14 protein-coding genes are annotated in these 13,554 nt (G+C 67.9%); 4 read left to right on the top strand and 10 right to left on the bottom strand.

Translation table 11 applies throughout. The features are described 5' to 3' along the window. The 8 genes from ASG69_RS08560 to ASG69_RS08595 form a co-directional block, all read right to left on the bottom strand. A partial coding sequence (locus ASG69_RS08560; RefSeq protein ID WP_056695747.1) for a 5-dehydro-4-deoxyglucarate dehydratase occupies positions 1-917 on the bottom strand: 917 nt, incomplete at its 3' end. Positions 918-990: 73 nt separating this feature from the next. Continuing rightward, a complete protein-coding gene (locus ASG69_RS08565) occupies positions 991-2,589 on the bottom strand; it encodes an aldehyde dehydrogenase (NADP(+)) (RefSeq protein WP_056441962.1) in 1,599 nt (532 codons plus the stop codon). 184 nt (positions 2,590-2,773) lie between these two features. Beyond that, positions 2,774-3,571 (bottom strand): TspO/MBR family protein, encoded by a 798-nt coding sequence (locus tag ASG69_RS08570; RefSeq protein WP_056441965.1) that lies wholly within the window; start codon positions 3,569-3,571, stop codon positions 2,774-2,776. Positions 3,572-3,691: 120 nt separating this feature from the next. Further along, entirely contained in the window at positions 3,692-5,233 is a 1,542-nt protein-coding gene (locus tag ASG69_RS08575) for a signal peptidase I (protein WP_056441968.1), read from the bottom strand. Further along, positions 5,230-5,793, bottom strand: coding sequence for a SipW-dependent-type signal peptide-containing protein (locus ASG69_RS08580; protein ID WP_082544325.1), 564 nt, complete (start codon positions 5,791-5,793; stop codon positions 5,230-5,232). Before ASG69_RS08580 ends, ASG69_RS08575 begins: the two co-directional genes overlap by 4 nt. Then, on the bottom strand, positions 5,790-6,347 hold the full coding sequence (locus tag ASG69_RS08585; protein ID WP_056441975.1) for a signal peptidase I: 558 nt from the start codon (positions 6,345-6,347) through the stop codon (positions 5,790-5,792). Before ASG69_RS08585 ends, ASG69_RS08580 begins: the two co-directional genes overlap by 4 nt. Next, positions 6,344-6,904, bottom strand: a complete 561-nt coding sequence (locus tag ASG69_RS08590; protein WP_056441978.1) for a hypothetical protein — start codon at positions 6,902-6,904, stop codon at positions 6,344-6,346. Before ASG69_RS08590 ends, ASG69_RS08585 begins: the two co-directional genes overlap by 4 nt. Positions 6,905-6,920: 16 nt before the next feature. Then, positions 6,921-7,475: an alternate-type signal peptide domain-containing protein gene (locus ASG69_RS08595; protein ID WP_056441982.1), complete on the bottom strand. Its 555-nt coding sequence runs from the start codon at positions 7,473-7,475 to the stop codon at positions 6,921-6,923. A gap of 248 nt (positions 7,476-7,723) precedes the next feature. On the opposite strand from ASG69_RS08595, the gene ASG69_RS08600 reads away from it, so the two are divergent. The 3 genes from ASG69_RS08600 to ASG69_RS08610 all read left to right on the top strand — a co-directional run bounded on the left by ASG69_RS08600 (position 7,724) and on the right by ASG69_RS08610 (position 9,358). Beyond that, a complete protein-coding gene (locus tag ASG69_RS08600; protein WP_027504721.1) occupies positions 7,724-8,230 on the top strand; it encodes a mycothiol transferase in 507 nt (168 codons plus the stop codon). A 62-nt stretch (positions 8,231-8,292) separates the two neighbouring features. Next, positions 8,293-8,844 carry a hypothetical protein gene (locus ASG69_RS08605; protein WP_056441988.1) on the top strand — a complete coding sequence of 184 codons (552 nt, stop codon included), beginning with the start codon at positions 8,293-8,295 and terminating at the stop codon, positions 8,842-8,844. Between the two features lie 46 nt (positions 8,845-8,890). Further along, on the top strand, positions 8,891-9,358 hold the full coding sequence (locus ASG69_RS08610; RefSeq protein WP_056441990.1) for a phosphoribosyltransferase: 468 nt from the start codon (positions 8,891-8,893) through the stop codon (positions 9,356-9,358). A gap of 10 nt (positions 9,359-9,368) precedes the next feature. Here the strand turns inward: ASG69_RS08610 and ASG69_RS08615 are convergent, their stop codons facing one another. Together ASG69_RS08615 and ASG69_RS08620 are read right to left on the bottom strand one after the other, a co-directional pair. Further along, complete coding sequence (locus ASG69_RS08615; RefSeq protein ID WP_056442420.1) at positions 9,369-10,679, bottom strand: MCE family protein; 1,311 nt, start codon at positions 10,677-10,679, stop codon at positions 9,369-9,371. Positions 10,680-10,745: 66 nt separating this feature from the next. Further along, on the bottom strand, positions 10,746-11,774 hold the full coding sequence (locus ASG69_RS08620; RefSeq protein ID WP_056441992.1) for an NADPH:quinone reductase: 1,029 nt from the start codon (positions 11,772-11,774) through the stop codon (positions 10,746-10,748). A gap of 98 nt (positions 11,775-11,872) precedes the next feature. On the opposite strand from ASG69_RS08620, the gene ASG69_RS08625 reads away from it, so the two are divergent. Further along, on the top strand, positions 11,873-13,519 hold the full coding sequence (locus ASG69_RS08625; protein ID WP_056441995.1) for an alkaline phosphatase D family protein: 1,647 nt from the start codon (positions 11,873-11,875) through the stop codon (positions 13,517-13,519). The last annotated feature ends 35 nt before the right edge of the window (positions 13,520-13,554 follow it).

The raw sequence follows: 13,554 nt of genomic DNA on the forward strand, positions 1-13,554 counted from the left end.
GCGAGGGAGTCGGCGAGCACGGCGCGGCCGGCTGCGATGATCGCGGTGAGGGCCTCCACGTCCGCGGGGGCGGCGTCGATCAGCGGTGCCCGAACGGGGCCGGCGGCAACACCTTCGAGGGTGACGCCCGCCTTGATCAGGGAGACGGCGTAACCGGGTACCGAGTCGCGCAGACGCACGAGTGGGTGGAAGAACTCGCGCAGCAGGGCGTCGGTGAGCGTGACGTCGTCGTTCTCGAGCGAGGTGTAGAACGCCAGGGCCAGCTCCGGGGCGAAGGCGAACGTGGCCGACGAATAGAGCGTGACGCCGATGGCGCGGTAGGCCTGCTGCGAGACCTCGGCCGTGGGCAGTCCGTTGAAGAACTGGAACGCCTTGCCGGTGGGCGCCAGGGAGTCCTCGACCGCGCGCACGATACGCGAGACGCGATCCAGATCGCCTGTGCCGTCCTTGAATCCGACGACGGTGGGGAAGTGGGCGACCTCGACGGCGGACGCCTCGTCGTAGCGCGCGTTGCCGCGGTTGTAGACGATCACCGGCAGGTCGGTGACGGAGGTGACCTCGCGGGTGTACTCGACCAGGCCGGCCTGCGGCATGGTCACCAGGTAGGGCGGGAGCAGCAGGATTCCGTCGGCACCGTTGTCACGAGCGGCCCGGGCGAAGATCTTCGCCTGGGCCACCGAACCACCCGCGCCCGCGTAGACCGGGACGCGGCCGGCGACGGTACGCACCGCGGTGGCGACGATCTCGCCGAACTCGACGGCCTCGAGAGCGTGGAACTCACCGGTGCCGCAGGCGATGAAGACACCGCCGGGGCCCGCGTCGACACCCTTCGCGATGTGCTCGGCGAGAAGTGCGTGGTCCACCTCGCCGGAGTCGGTGAAGGGGGTGACAGGGAAGAAGAGGACGCCGTCGAGCATGAGATCTCCTGGTGTACGAGGGGGGTGGTGCGGGAAGGCCGGAGGCCGGCCGGTGTGGTGCGGGAGGGTGGAGTCAGTCGCGGGAGAGTTGGCCGTCGACACGCCGCCAGATGCCGTCGGGGTTGCCGTCGGCTATGGCGCTGGGGAGCAGCGCGGCGGGAACGTCCTGGTACGCGACAGGGCGCAGGAACCGCTCGATGGCGAGCGAGCCGACCGATGTCGAGCGTGAGTCGGACGTCGCCGGGTAAGGGCCGCCGTGGACCATCGCGTGGCCCACCTCGACGCCCGTGGGCCACCCGTCGAAGAGGATGCGTCCGGCCTTCAGCTCGAGGACGCGGAGCAGGCGTCCGGCGTCGGCGTGATCGGCGGCGTCGGCGTGGATCGTCGCGGTGAGCTGACCTTCGAGAGCGCGGGCCACGGCGGCGACCTGCTCGGCCGAGGTGCAGCGGACGACGAGCGCGGATGCGCCGAACACTTCGGCCTGCAACACGTCTCGGTCCAGGAACGTCGCGGCGTCGGTGCTGAAGAGTGCCGCGCGGCCGGCGTTGGGTGCGTCGGTGACGGTGCCGCGGGCGACCTCGTCTGCGGCGGCGCTCAGCGCGTCGACACCCTTGCCGTAGCTGTCGGCGATGTTCGGCGTCAGCATGGTGGTCGGGGTGCTGGCCGCGACGGCGTCCGCAGCGGCCGCGACGAAGGCGTCGAGTTCCGGTCCGTCCTGCGCGATGACGAGGCCGGGATTGGTGCAGAACTGTCCGGAGCCGAGCGTCAGGGAGGCGACGAAGGCGCGGCCCAGATCTGCGGCCCGCGTCTCGAGGGCGTGCGGGAACAGGAACACCGGGTTGATGGAGCTCATCTCGGCGTACACCGGGATCGGTTCCGGTCGACCGGCTGCGGCGCGTACCAGAGCGGTTCCGCCGGAACGGGATCCGGTGAAGCCGACGGCCTTGACGCGCGGGTCGGTGACCAGAGCGGTGCCGATGGTGCGGCCGTCGCCGTAGACGAGCGAGAACACTCCTGCCGGCATGCCGGTCGACGCGGCGGCCTCGGTGATCGCGCGGCCGACGTACTCGGACGTACCCGGGTGGGCGTCGTGGGCCTTGACGATGACGGGGCATCCGGCGGCGAGTGCCGATGCGGTGTCGCCGCCGCCGACGGAGAAGGCGAGCGGGAAGTTGCTGGCGCCGAACACGACCACCGGTCCGAGTGAGACCGTGCGCTGGCGGATGTCGGCGCGGGGAAGGGGTGCGCGATCCGGCTGTGCGGGGTCGATGCGGGCACCGTTCCAGCTGCCCTCGCGGAGCACCGAGGCGAACAGGCGGAGCTGTCCGCTGGTGCGGCCGACCTCGCCGGTGATCCGACCGACGGGCAGGCCGGACTCGGCCACCGCGCGCTCGATGAGCGTCTCGCCCAGCGCCTCGATGTTCTCGGCGATGGCGTCGAGGAAGTCGGCGCGCGCCTCGGACGTCGTGGAGCGGTAGGCGTCGAAGGCCTCGTCCGCCGCCGCGCAGGCCGCGTCGACGTCGGCCATCGTGCCGTGCCGGTAGGCGGGCTCAAGATCCGCGCCGGTGGACGGATCGATGCCGTGGACGGTCGTGCCGGTGCCGGGGACGGTGGACCCGGCGATGATCAGCTCCCCGGTCAGAGGAGCGGTCGTCGTCACCGTTGCAGTCATCAGTGCATCAGCCCTTCTCGCAGTGCGTGGTTGTACAGACGACGCTAAGGCGCGGTGTCATACAAGTCCAAGTCAAAATTGCACTGCAGCGATGCACTGTCGGTATCGACAGGGGTGACGCCTCGGTTCCCGCGGGCGTTGTGTGTTCCCGTGGTGGTTGCAGCGGCCGCGGGAACACGGAACGTCAGCGGGAGCGCACTCGCACGGCGACCGTGCCCACGAGAACGACGACTGCCGCCGTCGCGGCAGTCCACCCGACGGTGGTGTTCAGGACCTCGCCGGACAGGCGCCCCTGCGCGACCCACCCGAGTCCCCACGCGAGAGACAGTGCGGGCGCGATCCGTCCGGCGGAGACGGTGGCCAGGAACAGTCCGACGAGCGCCGCGACGACGAGAACGAGAACGGCCCACAGGGTGGCCGCCGACTCGACGCCCGTCGACGCGAGCCATGCGCTGACGTTCGCGACCGTCGCGATCGCCACCCACCCGAAATAGAGGCCCATCGTCCCGTCAGTGATCAGCGTGTCGACGGCGGTGGTCCGCGGAGCCGCGATCAGCCGCGCGAACACGAACGCCAGGCTCGCGAGTAGCGCGACGATCACGACGACGCTCAGCAGTACCTGCCCGAACTGCACCACGGTGATCCACGCGGCATTGAGCAGCATCGTCACGGCGATGGGTACGCGGAGTGCTCGTTGCCGCTCGGACCGGCGCTGGGCGGGCAGTGCCTGCCACACCGCGTAGGCGATCAGTCCGAGGTAGATGACCGACCAGATGGAGAATGCGGGTCCCGCCGGTGCGACCAGGGTGGCGGTCGCGCTGAGGGCGCCGTCGGCTGCTTCGGCGATCGGTGTGCCGACCACGGCGCCCGAGCCCAGGAATCCACCGACGACGGCGATGATCGCGCTGACGACGACCAGGAGAACCTGGCCCGACGATGCGGGCTCGGTGCGCTGCCGAGGTGTGGCCGTGTCATGGGTCATGGGAGTCCTTCGAGCCGACGGATCAGGTCGGCACACGGTTTCCCGGAAGTTCAGAAACTGAAACACTTCGTTCCCCGGAGCTATCAATAGCGAGCACGTCCACGCAGTTCCCGATTCGACTCACCCGAGTACGGATCGGACCTCGGCTGGGACGGAGGCGTCATCGTCCGGCACTGTCATGGCAGACCAGCTGTTGTTGGCCGCCAGCCTTCGCAGTCCAGCGGAGTCCCGGAACCACAAGGAGTCGTCATCGGCCCATACCACGAGATAGCCGCCGGACGAGGGCGGTGCCTGACCCCGATGGAGGGTCGATCCCGTCGAATCGCTGACGGTCAGGACCGCGCCGGACGTGTCCTCCAGGACACGTGCGGTGAACGCGCCTGACGGTGATGTACGCGGTCCGACGAGATCGACGGGCGCCGCTGGCGCACTGGTCGTCGTGGGTGTGGCGGTCGTGGTGGTCGTGGCGGTGGACGTCGTCGTCGGAGCCGCGGACGTGACCGACGGGGTTGTGGTCGTCGCCGCTGAGGTGGTCACGGTCGGTGCGGTGGATGTCGGTGTGGCCGACGGATTGATCGATTCTGTCGACGTGGCCGGAGGCGCTGCGACTCGCGCGGACTGAGCGGCAGTGCCCCCGCAGCGGGCGCTCGCGGCGATGCCCGCCAAGCCCGGGTTCATGGTGACAGTAAGCGAATTGCTGGGCGCCGACGTGACGCCGCCTATCGTCGCGGTGACGAAGACGGTGTAGACCCCGGTGAGTGGAGCGAGGTTGATCAGGGCCCCATTGTCGAGGTCGAACGACACGCGCCCGCTCGCCGTCGTCGTCGGTGACGCCGACTTCGCTATGTCGGCGCTCCCCGACTTCCGCAGGACATACGTATAGGTGGCGCCGGTTCCTGAGGGCGCCCAGCTCAGAGTGACCATGGAGATCAGGTTGAGAGCCCCGCCCTGCTTGTTGGCGCAGGCCAACGATCCAGGTGCGGCAACCCCCGCCCTCGTGGTCAGTGTGCCGGACACAGCAGTTCCCGAGTCCGGGGCGAGTGCTGCGTGGGCGGCAGGCGCGCCGGTGACCGACAGTGCCAACAGAGCGACAGTGAAGACGCTGACCATGACTGTCGCCGATCCTGACGACGGAGATGCGGTCTGCGCCGGCGCCGTGGCACTTGGTTTCCACGCGATGAGGACGAGGAGCCCTACGAGCAGGCCGCCGGCGACTATCGCTGTCGGGCTCGACAGCCAGGCCACAGCCCACCCAAGTGTTCCGACGTGAGCGAATACTCGATCGACCTCGGTCACCGTGTAGGGATTCGAGTCGGGGAAATCGTTGGCGTCGCCCTTGAGGATCATCGTGACCGAGTCCGAGGTGGAACCTTGAATATCGTCGACCCGGTGCGTAAGACGTGAACCGTCCTCACGCTCCACGGTCACGATGTCGCCGGCACGAACGTCGGTGGCGGGCACGGTGCGAGCCAAGGCGAGCGCACCGGTGTCGATCGCGGGGGACATGGATCCGGACTGGAACACCAGCGGGGTGATCGAGAACAGCGCGGCTGCGACGGCTGCCGTCATGCAGAGGACACCCAGCGCAGCGCCGACGGTGAGCGCCAGCTCCCGAATGACGCTGTGCTCTCGTTTTTCCGGCTGTCGGTGGTGGCCGCTCATGCGGACATCGCGTCGAACGTGAGGGTCACGGTTCCGGAGACCGGGTTGAGCGGAAGAATGGCGGAGGCGGGGATGGACACCGCCACGCAGAGCGGATCCGATCCGGACGCCGCTACAGGTCCCCTGGCGGGGAAGAGGGTGGAGTCCGATGTATTCGACAATGTTGTCGTGGAGCCTATTTCGGTCCCCGGGCAGGAGCCACTAGCGATGGCCACTCTGAGAACATTCGCGATTCCCGGTGTACTCGCCCGTACCTTGGCCGAGTACAGGTACGGCACCGTTCCGGCGTTCGACACGATGAGAGGCGTGGTGACGGTCGTGCCGGGAATCATGTCAGTCGCTTTCACGTCTTGTGTGAATTTCGCGGGCTGATCATCGACGCCGTCGAGCTTGAGATCGACGTAACCGGTGGTGAACAGGCCGGAAGTCGCCGTCGCCGTGTCGGACCACGCCGCCATGGTGCCGACGCTCCCGAGGCCCATCACTATCCCGAGGGACAGGAGCGCACGAAGTCGCGCGCTGGACATTCGACGCGGACGTCGGTCCGTCGCGTGCGTCATGTGGACGACTCCTTCTCTGTACGACGGCCGCGAAGAGCGCCACCGAACATCACCACGGCGTAGAGGAACAAGATTCCGGAGATCGCCAGTACAGAGATTCGACGTTGTTCGCCGTTGATCCATGTGTTCACGTGACCGAGAAACGGCACCGAGTACCACACCGCTCCCCTGATCTGGCCGAACTCGATGGGTTCATCGTCGGCGTTGTTGTTGTCACCTCGGGTGATGTACCGGGTGCCCCCGTCCGCAGACTCGAGAACCGAAACTATCCGGTGCGTGACCACCTCGGGACGGCCCGACTCGAGTTGATACGTCACCGGCACCCCGATTCCGAGGTCCGCGGGTCGCACCTCGCGAACGACGATGAGGGTGCCGGGTGGGTACGTCGGCTCCATGGAGCTCGTGAGGATCGTGTACGGCACCGCGCCCGCAATTCGCGGCACGACCACAGTCGCCGCCAGAATTGCCAGGGCGCCGAACAACGCTGTGTACGAGAGAATTCGGCCGATCCACCACCGCGCGCCCAGGTCGCGGGCCGAGCGGTGGCGGCTCATCCGAGCTCCGCAAGGAAGGTGAAGGTGACCTTTGTCGACGCTCTCGACGGCGGACTCGCCGTGAGCGCCACGCGGAGGCACAGAACTTCTGACGCACCCGCCGCGAGCGTGCGGAAGGCGGGTGACGCAGGACCCTGCGCGGTCGCCAGTGGTCCGTTGTAGAGCGTCGCGACGGTTCCGTTGGGTGGCGCGGCAGCCGGACATGACGCAACAGAAGCGACTTTGGATGCGACGACAGTCATCGACGACGCGAGCGGAGCAGTGGCTGCGGCGCTCTGGAGTCGATACCTCATGGCGATGTTCCCCGCATTCCTGACCGTCAGCGGTGCCTGAGAGAAGGCATCCGGGCCCAAATTCGTTCCACCCAGAGCGGCCAACTCGTAGGCGTCCACTTCCGCTCCGGACGCGCCGACCTTGATGTCGAGTGTGCCGGCGCGGATAATTCCGCCGTTGGTGACGGCATCGTTACGCCACAGCGCGCCCGTCGTCTGGGTGGATCCGAGGACCACCACAGCGACGGACGCGGCTGCGGCCACGACATATCTGATGTGTTTCACCGCGAAGATCAGAGAATCAGGGGGTGCGGGATTGCTGCAGCTTCACGGCGAACGCGGACAGATTGACTGTTCCGTTCTGCGCCGTCAGACCCGACACCGAGGTCGGGAAACTGAAGGTGACCTTGACGGTGACGGTCTGATCGCTGGAGGCGATACGGACGGCCGATCCGGTGCTGGGCAACGCGGTCGCGCCAGAGGTGCCGGACACGCTGATGACCATGTTCTCTTTGAGGTTGCCGGTTCCCGTGATGGTGTTGAGATCTACGCTGAGGTCGGCGAGAAGGTTGTTACCGCTGGCCTCGATGTCGTACGTCTTCGTGTAGGTGACCACATCACCCGGAACCACGAGGTAGGTGGCGATGTTCGGGATCGGTCCTGCGGGTTTGACGTCCGAGGTCGTCTGCTCCCACAGCCCTGCGGCGGCGTTGGCGGTGATCTTGAGGTCGCCGGCGGTGACCGTCCCGCCATTCGTCGTTGCTTCGCTGTTCCAGAGCGCGAAGCTGCCCATGCCGCCCAGGAGCAGAACGATTGCCGCCACAGCGGCCAGCGCGCCCTTTGTTGCCTTGTTCATCAGAATCGCTTTCGATTGGCCGGTGAGGGCGTTTGGTTCAGCCACGATCGTGGCGTGAACTGCGGCCCGTCAGGGCCAGATGCGATGGTGTCTGCCATTGTTTCGGCCGGGTGAACCATTTCGTTAACGTCCGTGGCAAAAAAGTCCGATAAATTGTTTTCGAGAGGTTTGAGATGCTGATGCGCTGACCGGGATGGACCGGTGCCACCATGGGAACCTCGACCGACTCGACACTGAGGAGACCACCCGTGGACCACAGAGGCGTGCTCATCGACGCGTACGACCGCATCAAGGAGACCGTGCACACGACGCTCGACGGCCTGGATCGGGAGGCGCTGACCTACCGCATCGATCCGGAGGCCAACACCATCGCCTGGCTGGTGTGGCATCTCGCGCGGGTGCAGGACGATCACGTCGCGGGTGTGGCGGGCAGCGAGCAGGTCTACACAGCGGACGGATGGAACGCCCGCTTCGCACTTCCGTTCGACGACGACGCCATCGGGTACGGGCAGTCGACGGAGGACGTGAGCAAGGTCGACGTCGACGCTGAGCTCCTCGCCGGGTACGTCGATGCCGTTCATGCGCGCACCGTCGAGTACCTCGACACCCTCACGGCAGAAGACCTCGACCGGGTGATCGACGAGAACTGGGATCCGCCGGTCACGCTGGCCGTCCGCCTCGTCAGTGTCGTGTCCGACGATCTACAGCACATCGGCCAGGCGGCATTCATCCGTGGAGTCGTCGAGCGGCGGTGAGAGAGCCCCGTGTCGGACGGCCGTGACATCGTGACGGCACTCAGCACGAGAGGACCCGAACGATGACCACCACCACCTGGCCGCTGCGTTGGCCGGCGTCCGCACGCGATGTCGCCGACGGCATCGTCCGACTCTCCGCGGCGCTGCGAGACTCCGATGCCGACGCGGTCGACGATGCTGTGTCGGAACTGGCTTCGCAGAACGGTGTTCGCGTCGAGGACGTCTACGCCGCGATCCTGCGGATGCTCCTCGAGGCTGCTCATCCCGACGGCCTCGACGGTGACGACGTGGGCGCCGTCGTCCGCGAGGCCGCCGCGAAGGACACCGGGTCGGATCCGTCCGACGTCGTGGCCGTGGTGCTCGGCACCCTGGGGGTCCATCCGGAACCGGAGCGTCGGACGAGCGGGTCGAGCGCCGAGGACGAGAGTCAGGACCCCGACGACCGGCGAGACGACGGCCAGGTGGTCGTGGCGAGAATGGCCGCGGCGCCTGCGATCCGTGCGTCGGCGGCGGTCACGGAAGTGCTCCTCGCCCGCATCGGGTCACCGATCGAGGCCGTGGTGACCATGGTCGTGGACGACATCGCCGCCGCGGAGACCATCGAGTGGCCGTGATTCCTCGTCCGGTCTGGTGTCGTCCCTACGGGTAACGTGAGCCTCCATGCGCGAGACACTGACGTGGGACCTGTTCGGCACGGCGTCGCGTGAGCTCACACGCACCATCGTGGACAGTGGCTTCCGGCCGGACATCGTCATCGCCATCGCACGCGGCGGACTCATCCCGGCCGGGGCTCTGGCCTACGCGATGGGCGTGAAAGCCGCCGGCACGCTCAACGTCGAGTTCTACACCGACGTCGAGGAGACGCTGCCGGATCCGGTGGTGCTCGCGCCGTTGCTCGACACCGATGCACTCGTGGGCAAGAAGCTGCTCGTCGTGGACGACGTCGCCGACTCCGGGCGCACTCTCGCGCTGGTCGTGGGCTTGCTGAAAGAGCATGCGGCAGAGGTGAAGTCCGCCGTCGTCTACACCAAGCCCCGCACCATCATCACGCCGGACTTCTCGTGGCGGGAGACCGATCTGTGGATCGAGTTCCCGTGGTCCTCGGAGCCGGTCATCGAACGGAATTGACCTGCTGCCGTCAGCGGATCGCCACCTCGGCGCCGCGGAGTGCGGGTGCGCCGATCAGCGTCGTCCAGGACGGGACCGCGGTGGGCTCGACGCCGCTGCCCTGTCCGTAGATGACGGCCAGCGTGTCTCGCTCGGCGTCCGATCCGGCGTACGACGCGTCGGCCGGAACGGGTGACTGCTGTGGGAGCGATGCGTACTCGATGTCCTGTGGGCCGGGATTGCGTGAGGGCACCTGGTACGACCCGTCGTTGAGTCCACTGCCCGGGTACTGCGGGAAGAACCGTCCGGGTGCGGTGACGTCCTGATAGCAGGCGGCCGGCCTGTCGTCGAAGAGGCGCGGTTCGTCCTGGTTGGGGAGGTAGCCGCCGCGCGGGTTGACGAAATTGATGGTGGCGCGCGCACCGGGGTACGGATCACCCACTCCCAGAATGCGTCTCGCCTCCCCGATCAGGCCCGCGAACTTGGGCAGCATGCACCCGAACGTGGGGGAGAACTCGGCGAGCAACTCCAACGTCTCTCTGCTGCCGTCGGCGATGGTGATGATCGACTCGGCGTTCGCCGCGAGCAGGTCCGCGGTGCTGCCGGACGATGCGGTCGCCGACGTCAGAAGCGTGTCGACGGCGGGACGTCGCTCGACGAGCGTGTTGCCCGTGACGGTGAGGTTGTCGAGCGCGTCGAGCAGATCCGGAGCCGCGGTGGAGTAGGTCTCCGTCAGGGCGGCGAAGTCGACGAGATCCTGCTGCAGCGCGGGCAGTTCACGGCTGAGGCCGGTGACGATCTCGTCGAGTCGGTCGAGGGTGCGACCGAGTGCCTCGCCCCGCCCGTCGAGGGCCTGCGACAGCGCGCCCAGAGTGGTGGCCAACTTGTCCGGGGGAATGGCGTCGAGCAAGGGCAGCAGGCTGTCCAGTAATTGGCCGACCTCGATGGCGTTGCCGCTCGTGTCCTGCTCGATGACGTCGCCTTCCGCGATGGGAGTGCCCGTCCCTCCCCGCGGAATCTGGAGTGCGACGTAGCGCTCGCCGAACAGCGTCTTGGGCAACAGACGCGCCGTCACGGACGCCGGAATCATCGGTGCCGAGTCCTCCTCGAGCGCGATGCGGGAGATCACGACACCGTTCTCCGTGGTCGACGATCGCACCTGGCCGACGATGACTCCCCGCACCTTGACGTCGGCGTCGGGTGGCAGCGCGTTTCCCACCGAATCGGTGCGCAGTTCCACCGTCACCACGGACTCGAATGTCCGGGCGTACACCGCGGTGGTGAAGCCGACGAAGGCCACCACGGCCAGAAAGAACGCGAGACCGGCCAGGCGGCGCACCATCATCCGGGAATGGTGACCGCGATCACACCATTTGTCAATGGCCTCTCGACCGTTGACACGAAAGGATCACGGGGCGCTGATGTCGATGAGCACCTTTCCGGTCACCCCGGACTCGACGGCGGCATGAGCGTCGGCCGTGGCACCGAGAGAAAAGCGGTGCAGCGGCAGCCCGTGCGACTCACCGACCGGAAGTGCACCGGCCCGAACAGCCTCGGTCACGTCGTGCTTCGCGGCCTCGAGAGCGGCGGTTCCCACGGTGTACAGCAGCACGAACTGGTACCGGATGTTGCCGACCATGCTCGGGCGGATGTCGATGGAGACCGCGTCGCCGCCGTTGTTCGCGTAGATCGCGACCGACGCGCGGGGTGCGGCGACGGCGGCATCGAGCTCCGCGTTCTGGGCGGGAGCCACCTCGACGATGATGTCCACACCGTGCGGAGCCAGTTCGCGGATGCGAGCCACAGCGTCGCCGGACTTGTAATTGACGATGTGGTGCGCACGGGCTGCGGTGGCCAGACCTGCCTTCTCCGGGCCGCTCACCGTCGTGATGACGGTGGCGCCGGCCCAGCGGGCCAGTTGGATCGCGGCGTGGCCGACCGCACCTGCACCGCCGGCGACCAGGACGGTCTTGCCGTCCAATGCGCCCGGATGGAGACGGGACGGTCCGTCCTCGGACACGGTGAGCGCGCGATGGGCGGTCACCGCCGGGACGCCGAGCGAGGCGCCGAGGTCGAAGTCGGCGTTCTCGGGCAGCCGGACCACGCGATCCGCCGGGACGACGGTGAACTCCTGGGCGGTTCCGGTGGGGCGCTCGTGCTGGGCGAGCAGCAACCACACCCGGTCACCGGTGGCGATGCCCTCGACCTCCGGGCCGACCGCGTCGACGACACCGGCCCCGTCCTGGCCCGGAACCACCTCGTCGAACGCGGGCTTCTGCCCCGGACCCGCGCCCGTCCGCGACTTCCAGTCGGTGGGATTGACCCCCGCGACGACGAGGCGCACCCGCACCTCGCCGACGCCGGGCTCCACGATGTCGCGGTCGACTGCGGTCAGGACGGAGGGTGCACCGGTCTCGGTGTAGACGATTGCCTTCATGTGTGAGGCAACGATTCGACCGGGGGGTCCTGTTCCTGAGAGGGCGCCGCTCGAACGTTCACTTGACCGATCGGCCCCCATGGCATGGACTCACGGGCGTGCACGAGACTTCTCTGAACCGCCGCGGCTTCCTCCGGACCACCACCCTCGCCGCAGGGGTGGGCGCCGCGGCGACCCTCACCGCGCGGACCGCGTCGGCGCAGTCGTCGTCCGTCTTCCGGCACGGCGTCGCCTCGGGCGACCCACTCGAGGATGCGATCCTGCTGTGGACCCGCGTCACGCCGACCCCCGACGCGACGCCGGGGTCCGGCCGTGGACCGGCCACCACCGTCACGTGGGAGCTGGCGCGCGACGCCGCGCTGACCGACGTGGTGCGCTCGGGCAGCGTCGTCACCTCTGCAGACACCGACCACACGGTGAAGGTCGACGTCACCGGTCTGAGCCCGGCGACGACCTATCACTACCGCTTCACGGCGGCGGGCGAGTCGTCGACGGTGGCCACCACCCGTACTGCCCCTGCCGCCGAGGCCGACGTCGCGCGCCTGCGATTCGGCGTCGTGTCGTGCGCCAATTGGGAGTCGGGGTACTTCTCCGCGTATCGCCATCTCGCCGCCCGCCAGGATCTCGATGCGATCATCCATCTGGGCGACTACATCTACGAGTACGAGACCGGCGGCTTCGAGGGCAAGAACGGCGTCGTGCGAGTGCACGATCCAGTGCACGAGATCGTCTCCCTCGCCGACTACCGAATCCGGCACGGCCAGTACAAGTCCGATCCGGATCTCCAGGCCGCTCACCGAGGTGTTCCGTGGATCTGCACGTGGGACGACCACGAGTCGGCGAACGACGCCTACGCCACGGGCGCCGAAAACCATCAGCCGGACACCGAGGGGGACTGGGCCTCGCGCAAGGCCAACTCGGTTCAGGCCTACTACGAGTGGATGCCCGTGCGTGCTGCGGGAACCGCGAACAACCGGCACCTGTACCGCCGACTGCGGTTCGGGACGCTGATGGAGCTGTCGATGCTCGATCTTCGCACCTACCGTACGAAGCAGGTGCTGCCGTTCCAGGGCCCGGCGGTGGACTCGCCGGATCGCACCATCACCGGCGCCGACCAGATGGCGTGGCTGACGGCAGGTCTGACGTCGTCGCCCACGCAGTGGCGCATCATCGGCAACCCGGTGATGATCACGCCGACTCTGATTCCGCCGCTGGACCCCGAGGCGGCGCGAGGTGTCACCCAGCTGCTCGGGCTCCCGGCCGCCGGCGTGTCCTACAACGCCGATCCGTGGGACGGGTACACGGCCGACCGTCGTAGGCTGCTCGACGCGATCCGTACCGCGGGAGTCGACAACACCGTGTTCATCACCGGCGACATCCACTCCTCGTGGGCGTGCGACATCCCGGTCGACGCCGCGGCGTACCCGGCGGCGGGAACGGTGGCGACCGAGCTGGTGGTCACGTCGGTCACCTCGGCGAACATCGAAGACTTCCTGAAGGTCCCGGAGCACACGGTAGGACGGGTGGCGGAGGAGGCGTTCAAGGCCTTCAACCACCACGTCAAGTACGTCGACCTCGACACGCACGGGTTCGGTGTCTTCGAGGTGACGCCGTCGGGCGCGCAGATGGATCACTGGTACGTCACCGCCAAGGAGGATCCCGCGTCGACGGCCTACTTCGGTGCGGGTTTCCGCGTCGGGTCGGGCACGCAGACGGTGGCTCCGGCTCCGCGCCTGGCTCCCTGACTGCCCTGACGTACCCCCGGCTCGGGGAATCTAGA

Source organism: Rhodococcus sp. Leaf225, from assembly GCF_001426145.1.
Lineage (GTDB): Bacteria > Actinomycetota > Actinomycetes > Mycobacteriales > Mycobacteriaceae > Rhodococcoides.

Coding starts and splice junctions, on each gene's coding strand:
- ASG69_RS08565 (WP_056441962.1), bottom strand. CDS start 2,589: ATGACTGCAACGGTGACGACGACCGCTCCTCTGACCGGGGAGCTGATC.
- ASG69_RS08570 (WP_056441965.1), bottom strand. CDS start 3,571: ATGACCCATGACACGGCCACACCTCGGCAGCGCACCGAGCCCGCATCG.
- ASG69_RS08575 (WP_056441968.1), bottom strand. CDS start 5,233: ATGAGCGGCCACCACCGACAGCCGGAAAAACGAGAGCACAGCGTCATT.
- ASG69_RS08580 (WP_082544325.1), bottom strand. CDS start 5,793: ATGACGCACGCGACGGACCGACGTCCGCGTCGAATGTCCAGCGCGCGA.
- ASG69_RS08585 (WP_056441975.1), bottom strand. CDS start 6,347: ATGAGCCGCCACCGCTCGGCCCGCGACCTGGGCGCGCGGTGGTGGATC.
- ASG69_RS08595 (WP_056441982.1), bottom strand. CDS start 7,475: ATGAACAAGGCAACAAAGGGCGCGCTGGCCGCTGTGGCGGCAATCGTT.
- ASG69_RS08605 (WP_056441988.1), top strand. CDS start 8,293: ATGACCACCACCACCTGGCCGCTGCGTTGGCCGGCGTCCGCACGCGAT.
- ASG69_RS08610 (WP_056441990.1), top strand. CDS start 8,891: ATGCGCGAGACACTGACGTGGGACCTGTTCGGCACGGCGTCGCGTGAG.
- ASG69_RS08615 (WP_056442420.1), bottom strand. CDS start 10,679: ATGGTGCGCCGCCTGGCCGGTCTCGCGTTCTTTCTGGCCGTGGTGGCC.
- ASG69_RS08620 (WP_056441992.1), bottom strand. CDS start 11,774: ATGAAGGCAATCGTCTACACCGAGACCGGTGCACCCTCCGTCCTGACC.